18 protein-coding genes are annotated in these 19384 nt (G+C 39.3%); 12 read left to right on the top strand and 6 right to left on the bottom strand.

Annotated elements, in window-relative coordinates; translation table 11 throughout:
• Nucleotides 1-123 precede the first annotated feature (123 nt).
• Together RFX69_RS17085 and katE are read left to right on the top strand one after the other, a co-directional pair.
• Entirely contained in the window at nt 124-1533 is a 1410-nt protein-coding gene (locus RFX69_RS17085; RefSeq protein WP_289332400.1) for an iron-containing redox enzyme family protein, read from the top strand.
• A gap of 54 nt (nt 1534-1587) precedes the next feature.
• Nucleotides 1588-3732, top strand: a complete 2145-nt coding sequence (gene katE, locus RFX69_RS17080) for a catalase HPII (protein WP_085941324.1) — start codon at nt 1588-1590, stop codon at nt 3730-3732.
• A 55-nt stretch (nt 3733-3787) separates the two neighbouring features.
• On the opposite strand, the gene RFX69_RS17075 is transcribed toward katE, so the two are convergent.
• Complete coding sequence (locus RFX69_RS17075) at nt 3788-4666, bottom strand: SDR family oxidoreductase (protein WP_000432325.1); 879 nt, start codon at nt 4664-4666, stop codon at nt 3788-3790.
• A 141-nt stretch (nt 4667-4807) separates the two neighbouring features.
• Nucleotides 4808-5221, bottom strand: coding sequence for a DUF6367 family protein (locus RFX69_RS17070; RefSeq protein WP_289332399.1), 414 nt, complete (start codon nt 5219-5221; stop codon nt 4808-4810).
• Nucleotides 5222-5705: 484 nt separating this feature from the next.
• On the opposite strand from RFX69_RS17070, the gene RFX69_RS17065 reads away from it, so the two are divergent.
• Nucleotides 5706-6941 (top strand): KGG domain-containing protein, encoded by a 1236-nt coding sequence (locus tag RFX69_RS17065; RefSeq protein ID WP_272292193.1) that lies wholly within the window; start codon nt 5706-5708, stop codon nt 6939-6941.
• A gap of 60 nt (nt 6942-7001) precedes the next feature.
• Here the strand turns inward: RFX69_RS17065 and RFX69_RS17060 are convergent, their stop codons facing one another.
• Nucleotides 7002-7238: a hypothetical protein gene (locus tag RFX69_RS17060; protein WP_000795915.1), complete on the bottom strand. Its 237-nt coding sequence runs from the start codon at nt 7236-7238 to the stop codon at nt 7002-7004.
• A gap of 282 nt (nt 7239-7520) precedes the next feature.
• Between RFX69_RS17060 and RFX69_RS17055 the strand changes: the two genes are divergently transcribed.
• Nucleotides 7521-8132: a LexA family transcriptional regulator gene (locus tag RFX69_RS17055; RefSeq protein WP_001124839.1), complete on the top strand. Its 612-nt coding sequence runs from the start codon at nt 7521-7523 to the stop codon at nt 8130-8132.
• A gap of 71 nt (nt 8133-8203) precedes the next feature.
• Here the strand turns inward: RFX69_RS17055 and RFX69_RS17050 are convergent, their stop codons facing one another.
• Entirely contained in the window at nt 8204-8815 is a 612-nt protein-coding gene (locus RFX69_RS17050) for a LysE family translocator (RefSeq protein ID WP_289332398.1), read from the bottom strand.
• 156 nt (nt 8816-8971) lie between these two features.
• Between RFX69_RS17050 and RFX69_RS17045 the strand changes: the two genes are divergently transcribed.
• Nucleotides 8972-9427 (top strand): Lrp/AsnC family transcriptional regulator, encoded by a 456-nt coding sequence (locus RFX69_RS17045; protein ID WP_000373858.1) that lies wholly within the window; start codon nt 8972-8974, stop codon nt 9425-9427.
• 54 nt (nt 9428-9481) lie between these two features.
• On the opposite strand, the gene RFX69_RS17040 is transcribed toward RFX69_RS17045, so the two are convergent.
• On the bottom strand, nt 9482-11098 hold the full coding sequence (locus tag RFX69_RS17040; protein WP_309169487.1) for an allantoin permease: 1617 nt from the start codon (nt 11096-11098) through the stop codon (nt 9482-9484).
• A gap of 195 nt (nt 11099-11293) precedes the next feature.
• On the opposite strand from RFX69_RS17040, the gene RFX69_RS17035 reads away from it, so the two are divergent.
• The 3 genes from RFX69_RS17035 to RFX69_RS17025 all read left to right on the top strand — a co-directional run bounded on the left by RFX69_RS17035 (nt 11294) and on the right by RFX69_RS17025 (nt 16142).
• Nucleotides 11294-14758: an ATP-binding protein gene (locus RFX69_RS17035; RefSeq protein WP_162278470.1), complete on the top strand. Its 3465-nt coding sequence runs from the start codon at nt 11294-11296 to the stop codon at nt 14756-14758.
• The gene (locus RFX69_RS17030; protein WP_101663625.1) at nt 14755-15714 is read left to right on the top strand and encodes a response regulator transcription factor; all 960 of its coding nucleotides are present in this window, start codon (nt 14755-14757) and stop codon (nt 15712-15714) included. Before RFX69_RS17035 ends, RFX69_RS17030 begins: the two co-directional genes overlap by 4 nt.
• Before the next feature lie 143 nt (nt 15715-15857).
• Nucleotides 15858-16142, top strand: coding sequence for a GNAT family N-acetyltransferase (locus tag RFX69_RS17025; RefSeq protein ID WP_001025680.1), 285 nt, complete (start codon nt 15858-15860; stop codon nt 16140-16142).
• A gap of 107 nt (nt 16143-16249) precedes the next feature.
• Here the strand turns inward: RFX69_RS17025 and RFX69_RS17020 are convergent, their stop codons facing one another.
• Complete coding sequence (locus tag RFX69_RS17020) at nt 16250-16363, bottom strand: hypothetical protein (RefSeq protein ID WP_002017921.1); 114 nt, start codon at nt 16361-16363, stop codon at nt 16250-16252.
• 64 nt (nt 16364-16427) lie between these two features.
• On the opposite strand from RFX69_RS17020, the gene RFX69_RS17015 reads away from it, so the two are divergent.
• Genes RFX69_RS17015 through RFX69_RS17000 form a run of 4 tightly spaced genes read left to right on the top strand, consistent with a single transcriptional unit; the run spans nt 16428 to nt 19367 of the window.
• Nucleotides 16428-17087 carry an amino acid ABC transporter permease gene (locus RFX69_RS17015; RefSeq protein ID WP_001104469.1) on the top strand — a complete coding sequence of 220 codons (660 nt, stop codon included), beginning with the start codon at nt 16428-16430 and terminating at the stop codon, nt 17085-17087.
• On the top strand, nt 17077-17742 hold the full coding sequence (locus RFX69_RS17010; RefSeq protein WP_289332397.1) for an amino acid ABC transporter permease: 666 nt from the start codon (nt 17077-17079) through the stop codon (nt 17740-17742). The genes RFX69_RS17015 and RFX69_RS17010 overlap by 11 nt, the downstream gene beginning before the upstream one ends.
• Before the next feature lie 2 nt (nt 17743-17744).
• Nucleotides 17745-18476, top strand: a complete 732-nt coding sequence (locus RFX69_RS17005; protein ID WP_002045665.1) for an amino acid ABC transporter ATP-binding protein — start codon at nt 17745-17747, stop codon at nt 18474-18476.
• Between the two features lie 30 nt (nt 18477-18506).
• Complete coding sequence (locus RFX69_RS17000) at nt 18507-19367, top strand: transporter substrate-binding domain-containing protein (RefSeq protein WP_215763618.1); 861 nt, start codon at nt 18507-18509, stop codon at nt 19365-19367.
• Nucleotides 19368-19384: the final 17 nt, after the last annotated feature.

Here is a 19384-nt window from a genome sequence, read left to right as displayed (position 1 = left end):
CTATGAATTTTTTAAATTTATTGTATTTACCATGTTTTTTAATAACGCAAAATAACAAACTTAAAACTCGATTATAGTTAGGGTGACGTATGGTAATTGATATCTCACAAACGGAGAATAAAAATGCCTGTTGTAGTGAAAAAACGATTATTCGATTTATTACAAGATAATCAACAAAATTATTATGAATTGTTTGTTTTTTTCCTTGATCCTGATGTTTCTAGTTTTGAGAAAGAGAAAAAGGCTAGAGATTTTCTTGCTAAAGAGATAGATAAACTAGAGATGAAGGAAATAGATTTTCCTTCGGATATCAATTCGATTAAGGCATGGTGTGAAAACGATAATAAAAAAAATTGTCAGGAATTTCAGGCATATTTAAATCGTAGACAATCTGGTCAAGATAGAGAGTATTTTAAGAACGTCGCTCAGGCATTTGAGTTTTTAATAAAGGTGTCTCCAACCAAAAAAGTAGACGGTGCATGGCTATATAGCTCAGTGCATTATTGGAATGATCCTATTTTTCATGAATTAATTATTACTTATCTCGAAGAGCTTGGGTTAGGTGAGCCAAAAGCAAACCATGTCTGTATCTATGATGACCTTTTACGCAGTCTAGGGCTAGACAGTTTCGATCTGCTTTTAGAAGACGAGTATTATCATCAAGCAGTTGTGCAGCTTGCTCTGGGTTATGCACCTCCTGAGTTTATTCCCGAGATTGTGGGTTTTAATTTAGGCTATGAGCAGTTACCACTGCATCTTTTAATTTCGAATTATGAGCTTGCTGAATTAGGTATTGATTCTAAATACTTTAATCTTCATATCACTATCGACAATATTGACAATGGCCATGCCTATAAAGCCATTAAAGTTATTGAAGATATTTATAATAAATATAGAGATAAAGAACTCTTCTTGACCAAGCTAAAACGTGGTTTTGCCCTTAATAATCATGGGGTATCCTCTTCAAACATTATAAAAAATTTAAATACTGAAGACTTTGTCCATAGAATTTTCAAAAGAAAGGCGCTTGTCGGTCAGTTAATCCATAACGAAACCAGACAGTTTGGGTGCAAGACCATTAATCAATGGTTATCAAATCCCGATGACATTGCAGGTTTAATCACTCATTTAACTGAACACAAATGGATTAAGTTTAATATCGACCCTGAACAGAGCGTATTCTGGCGAATGATTAATGAAGAAAATGGAAAAATGTTTGGGGTGTTTAACCCTGTAGAGCGCCAAATTATTCATGACTGGATTGCTGGTAGTGATCATTCTTCTAGCTTCTTGGCATACAGCAGAGAACTAAAGAATAGTCAGCGTATTCAGGACTATCTATTTAGTTATATCTCGGATGGCGAACTTGATGCACTACAAGAGCGCGTCCAACAATCAAGTGACCTTGCCATAAAGATTTGCAAACTTACTCCGTTTCTTGCCCCAGATTCTCATCATAAAAGTATTGGTCTTTGGAGTACTCGTAAATACGTAGAACTCCTTTTTCCTTATTTAGGTACGTTTAAAAACTAGTTTTATAAACGTTTTCTACTTCAACCCCAAGTTTAACTTTCAAAAACATAGGTAATGGACATGAACGACAATACTAAATCAACCAATAAAACAAGTGAAATGGCTGGTGCCGATGCAGCAAATAAAGCCAATACTACCCAGAAAACTGAACAGTTAGACACAGTTAGAGATGATGCAACTAATGAAGCTTTAACCACAAATCAGGGGGTTAAAATAGCGGATAACCAAAATAGCTTAAGAGCGGGTATTCGTGGCTCGACTTTATTGGAAGATTTCATTTTAAGAGAAAAAATCACCCACTTTGACCATGAGCGTATACCTGAGCGTATTGTGCATGCGCGTGGTGTAGGGGCGCATGGTTATTTTCAGGCATATGAAGGAAACGAACGTTTAACCAAAGCTGGATTCTTGACAGACCCAACTATTCAGACGCCTATTTTTGTACGTTTTTCAACAGTGCAAGGGCCTCGTGGTTCAGCCGACACTGTTCGTGATATCCGCGGTTTTGCCATTAAGTTTTATACCCAAGAAGGTAACTTCGACTTGGTAGGAAATAACGCACCTGTCTTTTTCGTGCAAGACGGGATTAAATTTCCAGACTTTGTACATGCAGTAAAACCTGAACCGGACACAGAAATCCCAACGGGTGCAACTGCGCATGATACTTTCTGGGATTTTGTATCTTTAGTGCCCGAGTCAGCACATGCGGTAATTTGGGCAATGTCAGACCGTGCGATTCCTCGTAACTTACGTTCGATCCAAGGTTTTGGTGTGCATACGTTCCGTTTAATTAATGCTGAAGGTAAATCACATTTTGTGAAATTTCACTGGACACCAAAGCAAGGTTTAAGTGCGCTGGTATGGGATGAAGCTCAAAAACTTGCAGGTAAAGACCCGGATTTCCACCGTCGTGATCTTTATGAAGCAATTGAGCAAGGTTTTTATCCAGAATGGGAACTCGGTGTGCAGATTGTCGAAGAAGAAGATGAAATGAACTTTGACTTCGATTTGCTGGACCCAACAAAAATTATTCCTGAAGAATTAGTACCTGTTACGCCAATTGGTCGATTCGTTTTAAATAGAAATGTAGATAACTTCTTTGCTGAAACAGAGCAGGTAGCTTTCTGTCCGGGTCATGTAGTACCTGGTATTGATTTTACTGATGACCCACTTTTACAAGCACGTCTATTTTCATACACAGATACCCAGTTAAGCCGTTTAGGTGGACCAAACTTCCACCAAATTCCGATTAACAAACCTGTGTGTCCATTCCATAACAATCAACGTGATGGTATTCATCAGCATACCATTCATAAAGGACAGGCTGCATATCAACCAAACTCAATTGATGGAAATTGGCCAGTAGAAACACCGCCAGCGGCATCAAATGGTGGTTTTGAAAGTTATCCTGAAAAAATTAGTGGCCATAAACTTCGTCAAAGAAGTGAGACGTTCTCTGATTATTTCTCTCAACCGCGACTATATTACAAAAGCCTTGCACCGCATGAACAAAAACATGTGGTCGATGCCTATACTTTTGAATTAAGTAAAGTTCAAAGAAAGCATATTCGTGAGCGTCAAGTTCAACAAATTTTGGCTAATATCGACTTAGATTTGGCACGCCAAGTAGGGGCAAATTTAGGTATTGAAGTGCCTGACTTAACCCTAAACTATAAGAAAACAGCAGTTGAAAAATCTGCCAAGTTATCTTTTTTAGCTTTCCCACCTGAAGATATTCAAGGTAGAAAAGTTGCCGTACTTATCCATAACATGGTGAAGTCTGATGCATTGGAGGCTATTAAAAACTGGGCAATTAAAGAAGGCGTAATCCTTCATTTACTAGCGCCGAGCTTGGCTCCAGTAAAAGATCATAAAGATAACGTTATTGTGGCTGATGGCATGCAAATGTCTGAGCCTTCAATTGCCTATGATGCGGTAATTATTCCGGATGGAGATAACCTAAATACAGTTATGCAAGACGGGGTAGCTCGTCATTACTTACTCGAAGCTTATAAACACTTAAAGCCAATCGTATTTTTAGGTAATAAATCTGATTTGCTTGAGCCATTAGGTTTAGTGGCAGATGAAGGAACTTTAATTGAAGATGAGTTCCAGCATGTTGCGGAAAAATTTAAGAACCTGATTAAAGCACACCGTGTTTGGTCACGAGAACAAATAGCCGCACATGTACCGGCTTAAATAAAAAAAGCCCTGAAAGTTTAAACGCTTTCAGGGCTTTTTCTAACTTATATCATTAGCCATTAACAATTTGACCGCCATTTACATGAATAACCTGACCTGTAATATAACTTGCATCATCTGAGGCAAGGAAAAGATAAGCAGGGGCGACTTCACTTGGCTGACCCATTCTACCCATTGGGGTATCTTTACCAAACTTTTCGACAGTCTCGGCATCGAAACTACTTGGAATAAGGGGAGTCCAGATTGGGCCTGGTGCAACACCATTTACACGAATACCTTTTTTCTGCTTCATTAAATTGTTCGATAGACTACGAGTAAAAGAGGTAATTGCACCTTTAGTACTTGCATAGTCAATCAACTCATCATGACCTTGGTAACTGGTAATACTGGTGGTGTTAATAATGCTATCGCCTTCCTCCATATAAGGAATGGCTTCTTTGGTTAAATAAAACATGGCAAAAATATTTGTTTTAAATGTTTTTTCTAATTGTTCATTACTAATACTTTCAATTTCTTTTTGTTGATATTGCACACCCGCATTATTTACTAAAATATTAATTTTACCAAAATGCTGTAAAACCTTATCAATATTTTGTTTTGCAAGGTCTGGATCGGAAATATCACCTTTTAATAAAAGACATTGTTGTCCTTCCTTTTCAATAAGCTGTTTAGTAATTTCGGCATCTTGGTCTTCTTCAAGGTACAGTACAGCAATATCGGCACCTTCACGGGCAAATAGTACGGCAACTGAACGGCCTATACCGCTATCACCACCGCTAATGACGGCAACTTTGCCTTTTAGTTTTTCACTGCCTTTATGGGATGCTTTAATAATTTCTGGTTCAGGATGCATTTTCTCCTGATCACCTGGCTGATGAGGTTGAACTTGTGCAGGAACTTCTGATGGATACTGATTCGTTGTATTTTCCATGTCTAGACTACCTCTATTTAATTTTCAGTCCCTCTATATTGGTTAATCTGCACGTGAATATGAGTAAATAGTCTTTTTTAAAAAGTTGTCTTTGTTATTTTATATATAAGGATGTAAAAAAATATAACATATCAAGTTAGGTTAGACAATATCCAATAACTTAACCTTGTTTTTATCAATCATACTTTCAATAATTGATCGATTACCTGTATCATTTAGCCAATTTTCTATAGGTATATAATTAGATAAATCTAAAATTTCTTTTATTACTGTTTCCGCTTCGACTATATTTTTTAAGTCATCTTTATTTTTACTGTTTTTAACAACTGTATTATCTAGTAATTTTTTTATATCTTCCGTTTCAATATTTTTTGATTTAATAATATACAAGTCTCTCTGAAAAGGATGGCTTGCGTGAGGCGGGTCTAATCTATAGCTCCATTCTTGGTTATAATCTTGCCAAGAATTTTTTATTTGAATATTACTGAGTAAGATTTCAGGTACAGAAATATGAATATATTGTAGCGTTGAGTGTGTATGAATAGGTTGCATCATTCTTTTCTCACAAATATTATATATTAATTTTAAATCTTGATTTTAATCACTCAAGTAAAGTTTTTATGCAAAAGTAATAGTTTATGTTATTGTTTTTAAGTAAATTTAATTATATTTTAGGTTTGTTTCTTCAATAGTGAAGATGTTTTTGTTTTTTATTGATTTGTACGTTATGAAAGTTTGTGTTATTTAGCCTGAATTTTTAAATGCATTTGTAAAAATATATTGTTATGTAGGTTTGAGTAATAATAAGTATGGTGAGTATTTAAAAAGTAAAATTAGCTAATAATTTATAAATATTTTAACTAAGGAAATCTTTATTTAAATAATGAAGTTAGAGTTTTTATTTGAAATTTAAATTATATACATTTAAAAAGATTGAAACATAGCATGGGTATAAAAATATTTTAAATCTCTTATCTTAAATTTATCCGTTCAATAAAAGCGGTAGCGACTTATAATTTTAATATAGGAAGATATAACTATGGCTAATACTAGATATGAAGATGATAACAATAGTTCAGGTACTTCAAATCGTGGATTTGCAAGTATGGATCCTGAAAGAGTCAGAGAAATAGCCAGTAAAGGTGGGCGAGCTGCACATGCCAGTGGCAATGCGCATGAATTTACTTCAGAAGAAGCTCGTGAAGCTGGCCGTGCTGCACATGCCAGTGGTAACGCACATGAATTTACCTCAGAAGAGGCTCGTGAAGCTGGTGCTTTAAGTCATAAAAACGATGATCGTAATGGTCGTGGTCGCAGCCGTTATGATGACGACGAAGATGATGACCGCGGCCGTTCAAGTGGTCGAGGCCGTGGCCGCAGTCGTTATGATGATGACGACGAAGATGATGATCGCGGTCGCTCAGGCGGTCGAGGCCGTGGCCGCAGTCGTGATGACGACGATGAAGATGATGATCGCGGTCGCTCAGGCGGTCGTGGCCGTGGTCGCAGTCGTGATGACGACGATGAAGATGATGATCGCGGTCGTTCAGGTGGCCGAGGCCGTGGCCGCAGCCGTCGTGATGACGACGATGAAGATGATGATCGCGGTCGTTCGGGCGGTCGAGGTCGTGGCCGCAGCCGCCGTGATGACGACGATGAAGATGATGATCGCGGTCGCTCAGGTGGCCGAGGTCGTAGTCGCAGCCGTTATGATGACGACGATGAAGATGATGATCGTGGCCGTTCGGGCGGTCGAGGTCGTGGTCGCAGCCGTCGTGACGATGACGACGAAGATGATGATCGTGGCCGTTCAGGTGGCCGAGGCCGTGGTCGCAGCCGTTATGATGACGACGATGAAGATGATGATCGCGGTCGTTCAGGTGGCCGAGGCCGTGGTCGCAGCCGTCGTGACGATGACGACGAAGATGATGATCGCGGTCGCTCAGGTGGCCGAGGCCGTGGTCGCAGTCGTTATGATGACGACGATGAAGATGATGACCGTGGCCGTTCAGGTGGCCGAGGCCGTGGTCGCAGCCGTCGTGACGATGATGACGAAGATGATGACCGTGGTCGTTCAGGTGGTCGAGGCCGTGGCCGCAGTCGTTATGATGACGACGATGAAGATGATGACCGTGGTCGTTCAGGTGGCCGAGGCCGTGGTCGCAGCCGTCGTGATGACGATGACGACGATGATGACCGTCGTGGCCGTTCAGATGGTCGTGGTCAGAACTCTCGTAATCAAAAACGCGATGCTTATGGACGCTTTACGTCTTAAGCAAACAGTTTTTGAGAATAAAGGAGGCATTATGCCTCCTTTATTTTTATTATTTTAAACTTATGAATGGGTAAGGGGATGTAAGCCTTTTACAATATCTGTGAATTCTGAACCATTTAACCAAAATGATTTCTTTAAAAATAGTGTCGTCATAATACTTTCGGCTGCTTCACTTTCCGGATTTTCACAGAAAATTCCATAGCTTTCGCCTAATACCGCATCATTTTCAATAAGACGGATATAGTAGGCATGTTGTTCATCTGCATAACCTAAAACTGCATCACGTTGATTTTTCATTTCGCATGTCTCCATACCAAAAACTGAATCTAACTCATATTTAAGTGTTCAGAATTTCATTGATAAAAATCAAAACAGTCAGTAATAAGGACTATTTCACAATAGGTTTTGATTCTCTTCAAATTGCCATTTTCGTTTTAGCATCCCTGTTAAAAGCAAAATGGATTAAAATCTGATCATGAAATTTATTGTTATGCAAAAAAAATATTTCGTCAACTTGAAAATGTAACTTTTTCAAGTTACATTGTTTGTGTAGGATTTGAACGGTGAAATGGAGGCGATATGCCAAAGAAGAAAGAATTCGAGCATGGCGGTGCACGGGAAAACGCCGGCCGTAAAGCACAGTTCAATGAACCCACTAAAGTGATTCGTGTTCCTGAATCTCAAGTCAACTTTATCAAAAATTGGTTACTGAATAATGTCAAAACCGATAACCAGACAGATTTCACTTCAAAACTAAAGATACAGCAGGTCCATCCGAACAACGACAAAATTTACCATATTCCTTTGGCGACAGAACGTGTTGCTGCGGGTTTCCCATCACCAGCGCAAGATGATATTGAGCAAGCACTCGATTTAAATGAATATTTAATTAGAAATGAAAATGCCACGTTTATTGTGAAAGCTAATTCGTTGTCTATGTTAGATGCCGGAATTGATATTGATGATCCACTTATTGTGGACCGTAGTATTCCTGCTAAATCGGGCGATATTGTGATTGCACTTATCGACAATGATTTCACTGTTAAGCGCTTAATGATTGATACCCAATTTCAACCTCCTAAAGTGTGGCTAAAAGCAGAAAATCCTGATTATCAAAATATTTATATTGAAGAGGGGCAAGAACTGGTGATTTGGGGAGTGGTGACCTATAACCTTAAACGTATGAGATAAATTTTCTTATATTTTATTATTCAAGTTACTGACCAGAAATGATGGTCAGTAACTTTTCGTTGAATGACTTTTTAAATTTGCCCAATCAATAGACAGGTAGCGATAACGACCATCAAGCCACCCGAAAAACGGCCAACTAATTGGGCTGCTTGTGGTCTGGTTTTCAAAATAGCCTCTGAACCATAACCCACCATTAAGTAAATAATCGCGCAGCTAATTATGTGGACAACACCAAAGGCTACAATTTGTGTTGTCACTGACCATGAAGCTGTAATGTCAATAAATTGAGGAAGCAGAGCTAAAAAGAGTAAAAAAACTTTCGGGTTTAATCCACTCACATAAACGCCTTTGGTAGCCCATCTCAACCATGACTGAGCCTTTTCAGAACCAGACTCGTTCGGAGTTGGAGGGGTAAGTAATAAGTTTATTCCCATCCATAATAAATAAGCAGAACCCGCAACAGTAAGGATCATCAGAGCAGTTGGGTTATTTGCTACAAGCAGACCAACACCAGCCGCTACCAATAAAATCGTAATAAAGTGCCCGAATAGCATACCTGCAACAGCGGGGACGACGACTTTACCCTTAATACCTGCGGAAATAGCGTAGGCCCAGTCTGCCCCTGGCGTAATAATAAAAAGAATGGAGACACTCCAAAATGCAATAAAAATGTTAAAAGCCATATGCTTATCTCGGCAAACAATTTTCCAAAGGTTTCGCCCGTGGTTTAGAAAAAATCCCTATTTATTCGAGCTTGTTGAAAATAATATGCTCATGTATTTAGAATGTGCTTTTAAATGTTTGCTCATATCACATACATTTGGGGTAAATTTTTCTAAATGGACCGCATAGATAAAAAGATTCTTGCTGAATTGCAATTAAATGGCCGATTATCTATCACTGAATTGGCAGAAAAAGTTGGTTTGAGCATTTCACCTTGTCACAGACGAGTGAAGGCTTTAGAAGAGTCGGGAGCTATCAAAGGCTATCGGGCAGAGCTCGACCCAAACTTAGTCGGTTTTGAGTTTTCAGCAATTGTTTTTATTACGCTTAAAGAAGGCGATAAACAGGCAGTTGAGAAGTTTGAAAATGCCGTGATTGAGATTCCGCAAATTATTCAGGCGCAGCGTTTGTTTGGTGAACCTGACTATTTACTCCATGTTGTCGCTAAAGATTTACCAGCTTTTCAGCGTTTATATGACGAAAAATTATCGGCTATTCCAAGTGTGCAACGGCTTATCTCAACCATTGTGATGAAAGATGTGGTGCCTGAGCGTTTATTTCCAATTGGCTAAATCATCAGATGTAAAAAAAGAAGCTTTAAAGCTTCTTTTTAATTGGTAAGGGAGTTAAGCATCGAGTGTTTTACACAAAGAACAAATTGTACCGTTATGTTTGTGAGAGAACAGAATATCTGGACGCTCATAGCCTTGCTCACATACGCGGCAGTGATAAACAGTTGCTACTGGTGTACCTTCAGCATCGTAACGTGGTTCTTTAACGCCGTCATCGTGTGACTTGATGTAGTATTTTCCTTTGGTTAATAGGCCCATGATTGGTGTTAATACAAAAGCAAGTACAAGTGCAATAATTGGAGAGTAAGGCGCCAAGAAACTACCAAGTAATCCGAAGAATGCTGCAATTGATAAACCTGCTGATACAAGGAAAGCAACCATACCGACAGGGTTTACGTTGTAGAGCATGTCACGGCGGTATTCCGGTTCTTTTGGTGAAAGTTTTAAAACATATTTGTTGATTGAAATGTCTGTTGCGACAACCACAACCCATGCAATCGCAAAGTTTGAATAGAATCCTAAGATTTTACCCAGTACCGCAAACATGTTGCCTTCCATTAAGGCAAGCGCAATTGCCAAGTTTACAATCACAAAGACAATACGACCCGGATAATGTTTGCTAATACGAGTGTAGGCACTTGTCCATGCAAGGGAACCAGAGTAAGCATTGGTCACATTAATTTTAATTTGAGAAATAACCACCAAAATCACTGCAAGTGTTAAAGCGGCCCAGCCCGGAAGCATGTCATGAAACGCTGCATTAAACTGTTGAACAGGTTCGGTACTGTTTACGCCCGGTATTTTAGTGAGTAAATAGAAACCTAAAAATGCCCCAATAATTTGTTTAATCGCCCCTAAAATCACCCAGCCCGGACCTGCTGAAATAACTGCAGCCCACCATGCTTTGCTATTTTCTTTTGTTTTTGCAGGCATGAAGCGTAGGTAGTCAATTTGCTCACCGATTTGCATAATTAGGGATAAGCATATACCCGCACCAAGCATGATCGCTGCCATATCTACAGGTGCAAAACCTTCATGACCTGTAAAAGTTGCAAACTGGCTAACTAAGGTAGGTTCTTGGTAAATCAGATAGGCCACAGGACCAATCATTAGAACGAGCCAAAGTGGGGTAGTCCAGACTTGTAATTTACTTAAAGTTTTCATGCCGTAAATGACGAGTGGAATGACCATAACGGTTGAGATGAGGTAACCTGCCCAAAGCGGAATGCCTAAACCGAGCAATAACCCTTGCGCCATGATTGAACCTTCAAGGGCAAAGAAAATAAAGGTGAAACTGGCGAAAATGATACTGGTTAGGACCGAACCGATATAACCAAAACCTGCACCGCGGGTAATCAAGTCAAGGTCGATGTTATAGCGAGCTGCGTAGTAGGCTAAAGGAATGCCGGTTAAGAAGATAATAATCGCTGCAAATAAAATGGAGAAAACAGCATTGGTTGTTCCATAAGACATACCAATACTGGCACCAATAGAAAAGTCAGCAAGATAGGCAATACCACCAAGTGCAGTAATAGCAACAACTTTGGGACTCCAGCGCCGAAAGCTGTGTGGAGCATAACGTAAAGTATAATCTTCTAAGGTTTCATTCACTGCTTTTTGTGAATCTGTACCTTGCACAGTGTCCAGATTTGGATGTTCAGATACACTCATAACATCAATCTCCCAATCATTTTCGGTCAATCAACACAAATATTGATCATTGTTTTTTGATGGTTTTGAGTGTGTGATTTTTGGGGAAAATTGAAAATACGTTATTTTGCGTATATGTGCGTATTAGAAAAAATCGCCATGATAAATGACTTTTGGCATAAGGATTGCTGGGTTTAATGCAGCCACATGCCAAACATGAGTGTTATGCCAGATTCTTCACGCCCCCAACAAGCGCCACAACGTGTGATCAAAACACGCCGTGAATATAATATTTGGGTGGCAGATGAAAGTATCGAAGATTATGCGCTTCGCTATGCGCCTACCTCAGTACGAAAATGGTCGCCTTGGACGGTAACTAATACCGCAATCTCGACCGTTAGCTTTTTGGCTATGGAAGCCATTGGGGCGACCATGCTTTGGCAGTATGGCTTTAGCAATGCATTATGGGCAGCAATTGTCGTATGTACCATTATATTTTTAACCAGTTGGCCGATTAGTTACTACGCCGCAAAATATAATGTAGATGTTGATTTGCTTACTCGTGGTGCAGGTTTTGGCTACATTGGCTCGACCATTACATCTCTGATTTATGCTAGCTTTACCTTTATTTTGCTTGCATTTGAAGCCGCAATTATGGCGATGGCACTTGAGCTGGCCTTAGGCATTCCGCAAGTTATTGGTTACTTAATTTCTGCCTTAGTGATTTTGCCTTTAGTGGTCAAAGGCATTGGTTTTATTAACAAAGTTCAGGCAGTCACTCAGCCAATCTGGCTCTTATTGCTGTTATTACCGTGGTTTTTTGTACTTTGGAAACAACCACAAATTTTAAGTAGTAGTCTGCATTTTGTTGGGGCGGTTTCAAACTCAACCGATTTTAATCTGTATTACTTTGGTGCGGCGTGCACTCTTATTTTTTCATTTGTGATCCAAATTGGTGAGCAAGCCGACTATTTACGTTTCTTACCGCAAAAAGAAAAGAATAGAACTGCATGGCGTTTTGCCGTTTTTTTAGGTGGTCCATCTTGGATTATTTTTGGATTTTTAAAAGTTTTGATGGGCATGCTGCTGATGGTGTTGGCTTTTCAGCTGTTTATTCCTGTCTCTGAACTAGACAATCCGACTTATTTATATTGGGTTGCTTATCAGCAGTTTATTCCAAATCCTCAGCTAGCGTTAATATTGACTCTAGCACTGGTTTGCTTGGCGCAAATTAAAATTAATATGACCAATGCCTACGCTGGTTCATTGGCATGGTCTAACTTCTTTGCGCGCTTAACTCATAGCCATCCGGGACGAATTGTCTGGCTTCTTTTTAACGTGTTTATTGCCATTGTTTTAATGGAAATGGGAATTAGCCATGCGGTTGAACGCATTTTGGGACTATATAGCAATATCGCTTTGGCATGGATTGGCGCCGTTGTTGCCGATTTAATTATCTGTAAACCTTTAGGTTTAAGCCCGAAAGGAATTGAATTTCGCCGTGCTTACTTATATGACATCAACCCCGTAGGCGTTGGCGCCTTACTGATTGCTTCAGTGTTATCGATGCTGAGTTATTTGGGCTTTTTCGGTCTCATGGCGAAAGGTTTGGCGAGTTTCATTGCTCTAGGAAGTGCGGTGTTATGTGTTCCTATTATTGCTTACTTAACCAAAGGCAAATATTACATTGCACGCCAGCCTGAAAAAATTCAGGCGACTTCGGTTGCTAACTGCGTGGTATGTGAACGGGACTATGAACTTGCCGATATGGCGGACTGTCCAGCTTATAACGGTACGATTTGCTCTCTATGCTGTTCACTTGAAGCCCGCTGTCACGATTTATGTAAACCCGATGCACGTTGGTCGGTACAGCTCAAAAAAGCCATCTGGCACTATTTACCAGAACGTTGGGCTAGCCGTTTAAATAGCAGGGTCAGTTTGTATTTATTACTGACTTTAGGGCTGTCGATCGTTTTGGCAGTGAGTTTAAGTCTGGTTTATATCCAAGAAAAAACCTATTTAGAAACCATTAATGCGGCAGCCGTTCCTCAGTTATTCACGCTGTTTGTAAAAATTTACACCATTTTATTTTTATTGATGAGTGTTGCTGCATGGTGGTTAGTGTTAAACGATGAAAGTCGTCGTAATGCTGAAATCGAAACACATCAGCAAACAGCATTATTGATTGATGAAATTGCTGCCCATGAAGTCACTTCAAAAGACTTACAAGACGCCAGAATAGCAGCAGAACGGGCCAATGACGCAAAAAGCCGTTATGTCATTGGCATTAGCCACGAACTACGGACACCTCTAAATAGTATTTTGGGCTATAGCCAATTACTTCAAAAACAAGAACAACTCTCTGAACAAGGCAAAATAGCGCTCGGGGTGATTAGCCGTAGTGGGCAGCATTTGACTTCACTCATTGACGGTTTACTAGATTTAGCACGCATTGAAACAGGCAAGATTTCTTTAAATGTAGTGGATGTGCATTTTCCAAATTTTATAGAACAGATTATTCAAATGTTTCAACCACAGTTTGAACAGAAGAATTTACAGTTTGTTTATGAAATTGGAGATAACTTACCGCACTATGTCCGTACCGACAAAAAACGCTTAGAACAAGTGCTCATCAATTTGCTGGGCAATGCTTTAAAGTTTACAACGAGTGGCACAATTACTTTAAAAGTCGAGTACCGTTTTCAAACGGCTTATTTTGAAATTAGAGATACGGGTTGTGGTATTGCCGAGGCAGATTTAGAGCGAATCTTTAACCCGTTTGAACGGGGCAGTAATGTGGTTCAAGGCGGATTTACCGGAACAGGGCTAGGCCTACCCATTGTAAAATTATTAGTCGATTTACTTGGTGGCCAGCTATCTGTGACTAGTCAGCTCAATCAGGGTTCACAATTTAAGATTAAGTTTTACTTACCTTCAAAAGAAGTAGTTCATCCAATTTCTAATGTCTACTCCAACCAGATTACTGGTTATCAAGGTGAACGAAAACGAATTTTGGTTGTCGATAATGAAGCGGTGGACCGAGGTTTAGTCGCTAATTTTCTAAAACCTTTGGGATTTATGATTGAAGAAGCCGAGTCGGGCATTGACTGTTTAAGACGTGTACCTATTTTCCAGCCTAATCTGATTTTGATGGATTTAAATATGCCTTTGATGGGCGGGTGGGAAACAGCACGATTATTGCGTCAGAATAATATTACCAATGTGCCGATCTTAATTATTTCAGCCAATGCAGGCGAGCGTGAAGTCAATCCACAAGACGCCGTCTTAAGTGAAGACTTTATGTTAAAACCAATCGACCTGAATTTGTTGCTGAGTAAAATTGGAGATAAGTTGGGCTTGGTGTGGATTGATTCCAAATCAGAGACACTCCTTGAAAATAATGATGTTCAAGCACTTGATGTAAAGGTGTTTAAGCAAGAGCAAGTTGCTGTTCATACACCAATTCAACAACCAGAAAATAATGATCTGCTTGATTTACCGCAAAGCTTGCAACAGTTAAATGATTTAATTGGACAGGGTTATATTCGAGGAATTCAACAGACTTTAATGCAATGCCGTCAAAATTTTCCGGAGCATAATGAGTTATGGGAACAGCTTGAACAGGCTATTCAAAAGTTTGATTTAAAACACGCGCAACGATTGATTCAGGATAAGCAATGAGTACGCAACATGTTTCTTTTCAGCAAGCTTCGCCAAACGAGCAGGCTGTTATTCTGATTGTGGATGATGTGCCGGAAAATTTAGGCTTGTTACATGAAAGTCTGGATCAGGCAGGTTATCGCGTGCTTGTCACAACCGATGGGTTAAGTGCAATTGAAATTGCCCACCGATGCTTACCAGATATGATTTTACTCGATGGCAATATGCCACATATGGATGGTTTTGAAAGTTGTATACAGCTTAAAGCGAGCCCAATTACGCAGTTTATTCCCGTCATTTTTATGACAGGTTTGTCTGAGACAGAGCATATAGTGCGTGGTTTTCAGGTCGGCGGGGTGGACTATGTAACCAAGCCTCTGAATATTGAAGAAGTATTGGCAAGGGTAAAAACACATTTGGCACATGCCAAACTATTGCAACAACAAAAACAGGTCATTGATGCAACGGAAACAGCAATTCTTGCACTAGATGTTCACGGTAAAATTGTTTGGAAAACTCAAAAAGCCAGTGATTTACTGAATCAATATTTACCTGAATTAGAAGGTTTTGAAGCAGGCTTAAAAGCTTGGTTTTCAGATTTGGAACATGAAAAAGACCCAAAAAAATTAACCAGCTGTTCTTATTCGACACCATCTCAGCAATTACAGCTTTTATTGCTTACGCCGTGGCAAACTGAACCAAGTGTGGCAAAAAATTATCTGATACAGATTAAGACTTCTACGCCAGCTTTGGAAATGGCTGATATTTTGAAATATTGCCCACAGTTGACTCAACGTGAGGCAGAAGTCATGCACTGGTTGTTGTTAGGGAAAACCAATAAGGATATTGCAGAAATTTTGGAGCTGAGTCCACGGACAGTGAATAAACATTTAGAGCATGTTTTTGAAAAACTTTGCGTTGAAAACCGAACTGCTGCGGTGGCGCATATTAATAGCTTGGTGCAAGAGTTTCACTAATTTAAGTGAAGATTGTATTTAAAAAGCATACAGACTCACTGCTAAAAATAGGCTATTTTTTTACAGTTAAATTTGTTCTTATAGATAAAGATTATACAAAGTCATTTTTAAATAAATACGATTTGTAATATGAGGAATTCATTGTGAATATTCAACAAAAAGATGATACAAAACACGGCAGCTTTAGCTTACTTGATGGTGAAACCGTTGCAGGTGAAATGACTTATACATGGGCAGGCGAAAGCATGCTAATTATTGATGCCACAGATGTAAACGAAAATTATCGTGGACAAGGTGTAGGTCGCCAATTACTTGATGCCTTGGTAGCTTTTGTTCGTGAAAAAGACGTAAAAGTAATTCCGCTTTGCCCATATGCTAAATCGGTTTTTGATAAAGACCCAAGTATTGGTGATGTACTTAGAAAATAAGCAATAGATTAAAAATCATTTAATAAAAATCGGGCCTTGGTGTCCGATTTTTTTATTGGCTTTATTATTCATCTTTGTTTTAGTGAATATGTTTTAAGCAGTTGTATTCAACTGATTTGAAGGTTTTCGATTGCCAAATCGAATTTATCAAACTTATAGAAAAGCTTATCTAATAAAAATAGTTTTAGACCAATTGGGAAAAAAATAAACTTGTTACACAAATATTTAATGGCTGACGAAAGCTAAATATTTATAACGTTTTAATATTATTTGTTGGAATTTTCCTTGAACTGGCAGTATATCCATAGTGTGTTGCCGCAATTTTTCTCTGCAACTTTGACCACGCTGAAAATTTCAATTATCAGCATTATTCTGGCAATTATTGTAGGGCTAATTTGCAGTATTTTAATCACATATCGCGTGCGGGTGCTAAATAGAATTGCCCAGTTCTATATTGAGTTATCTCGAAATACCCCTTTATTAATTCAACTGTTCTTTTTGTATTACGGTTTGCCAAAGCTCGGTATCAAAATCGATGGTTTCACTTGCGGTGTGATCGGACTGACTTTTTTAGGTGGAAGCTATATGGCCGAAGCTTTCCGAGCAGGTTTGCAATCTGTGGCCAAAGGGCAGATTGACTCTGCAAAAAGTATTGGTCTACAACCGATTCAAATTTTTAGATATGTCATTTTTCCTCAAGCACTGGCTATTTCAATTCCGGCAATAGGGGCAAATTGCCTATTTCTGATTAAAGAAAGTTCTGTGGTTAGTGCCATTGCTGTCGTTGAGCTGCTTTTTGTCACCAAAGACTTAATTGGCATGGACTATAAAACCACCGAAGCTTTGTTTTTACTCATCATGGCTTATCTGATTATTTTATTGCCTGTGTCTATTTTAACCAGTTATCTGGAGCACAGAAGTCGGAAGGTGAGCCATGGAACTTGATTATCTATTTCAAGCGAGTCACCTCGAACGTTTAATGTGGGGACTTTCGGCAACGGCAAAAATTGCTTTTATTTCGGTGTTTTTCTCTGCAATTTTTGGGACAGTCTTCGGCGTCATTATGACTTCTAAAAACATAGTCGTTAAATCGCTGTGCCGCCTGTATTTAGAAGCGATCCGAATCATTCCAATTTTAGTTTTGCTATTTGTATTTTATTTCGGCTTTGCGACATGGTTTAACTGGCAGTTTTCAGCAATGTGGGTGTGCGTTGTTGTATTTGTTTTATGGGGTACGGCAGAAATGGGCGATTTGGTTCGTGCAGCCATTACTTCGATTGATCAGCATCAACGCGATTCGGCCTATGCGCTCGGACTTACCCACGTTCAAGCTTTGATCTACGTCATTTTTCCGCAAAGTCTAAAACGAGTAACACCAGGCGCGATTAATTTGTTTACTCGAATGGTGAAAACCAGCTCTTTGGCAGTCCTGATTGGTGTGGTTGAGGTCATTAAAGTTGGCCAGCAAATTATTGAAAATTCGCTGTTGACCGTGCCAAGCGCTTCTCTTTGGATTTATGGCTTTATTTTTATTTTGTATTTTCTGATTTGCTATCCCTTATCTCGTTTGGCGGCACATTTGGAAAAGGTCTGGGAGTAATTATGCCTTTGTTATCGATACAACAATTACAGAAATCATTTGCAAAAAGTCATATTTTACAGGGCATTGATCTGGATGTAGAACAAGGAGAGGTGGTTGTTATTTTAGGTCCATCGGGCTGCGGTAAAAGTACCTTACTGCGTTGTATTAACGGCTTAGAACCGATTCAGGGTGGTGAAATTCGTTTAACTGGCTCAGGTGTGCTCGGTAAAGATGTGGACTGGACTAATGCTCGTCAAAAAATTGGCATGGTTTTTCAGAACTATGAGCTATTTGGGCATATGAACGTCATTGACAATATTTTGCTCGGGCCACTTAAAGTGCAAAAACGTCACCGCGATGAAGCAGAACAAGTAGCAGATGAGTTGTTAAAGCGAGTCGGGCTATATGAGCGAAAACTCGATTATCCACGACAACTTTCAGGTGGACAAAAACAGCGTATTGCCATTGTTCGTTCATTGGTCATGCAACCTCAAGTGATTTTACTTGATGAAATTACCGCTGCGCTTGATCCGGAAATGGTTAGGGAAGTGCTCGATGTAGTACTCAAATTAGCAAATGAAGGAATGACCATGTTGATTGTGACACATGAGATGTCTTTTGCGCGTAAGGTTGCCGACCGCATTATTTTTATGGATAAGGGCAAGATTATTGAACAGGCTTCACCAGAAGAATTTTTTGAACAGCCGAAGACAGAACGAGCGAAAGCCTTTCTAAATATTTTGTCGTACTAAATTTTTATTATTTGAATCATGAGGAAGTGAATGTTTAAACGTAATTCAATAAAAATATTAAGCAGTCTTGCCGTTGCTGCGGTTTTATTAACTGCATGTAGTAAAACACCATCAACTGAACAGGCAAGTAATAGTCAAGAAGACCATTCTTTAGAACAAGTCAAAAAAAATGGAGTTCTACGCGTTGCTGTTTTTGCCGATGATCCGCCGTTTGGTTATGTAGACAGTGCTGGTAATAATCAGGGCTTTGATGTGGCTCTAGCAAAACGGGTGACTAAAGACTTGCTTGGTGATGAAAAGAAAGTTGAGTTTATTGTGACTGAAGCTTCAAATCGGGTGGAGTTTTTAAAATCAAATCGTGCCGATGTGGTGTTCGCGACATTTACGGTAACTCCTGAACGCAAAGAGGTTGTTGATTTTGCCGAGCCTTATTTAAAAGGTGCTTTTGGGATTGTCTCGCCTAAAGCCAAGCCGATTACAGACATTGCCCAGTTAGAAGGTAAGACCTTAATTGTAAATAAAGGCACAAGTTCGGATACCTACTTTACCAAGCATTATCCAAAAGTGAATTTACTCAAGTTTGAAAGAAACTCGGATGCCTTTAAAGCCTTAACAGATGGTCGTGGTGACGCGATTTCACAAGATAGTACCTATGCTTTGGCATGGGCCGCGAAAAACCCAAGTTATGTTGCAGGTATACAGTCTATTGGTGATCAAGAGTTTATTGCACCGGCAGTTAAAAAGGGCAATACCCAATTATTGAATTGGCTCAATACTGAAATTAAGCAGCTCAGAACAAGCGGTGAAATCAAGAAAATTTATGATGAAACCTTGAAACCAATTTACGGTGACTCGGTCAATCCAAATGTGTTTTTAGATGTAGGCCAATAGTTTTCGATATCGCTAGA

It is taken from the genome of Acinetobacter sp. 148, assembly GCF_031196675.1.
Classification (GTDB): domain Bacteria; phylum Pseudomonadota; class Gammaproteobacteria; order Pseudomonadales; family Moraxellaceae; genus Acinetobacter; species Acinetobacter baumannii.
The sequence above is the reverse complement of the archived record's forward strand: the minus strand, read 5'-3'. Positions and strand labels throughout refer to the sequence as shown.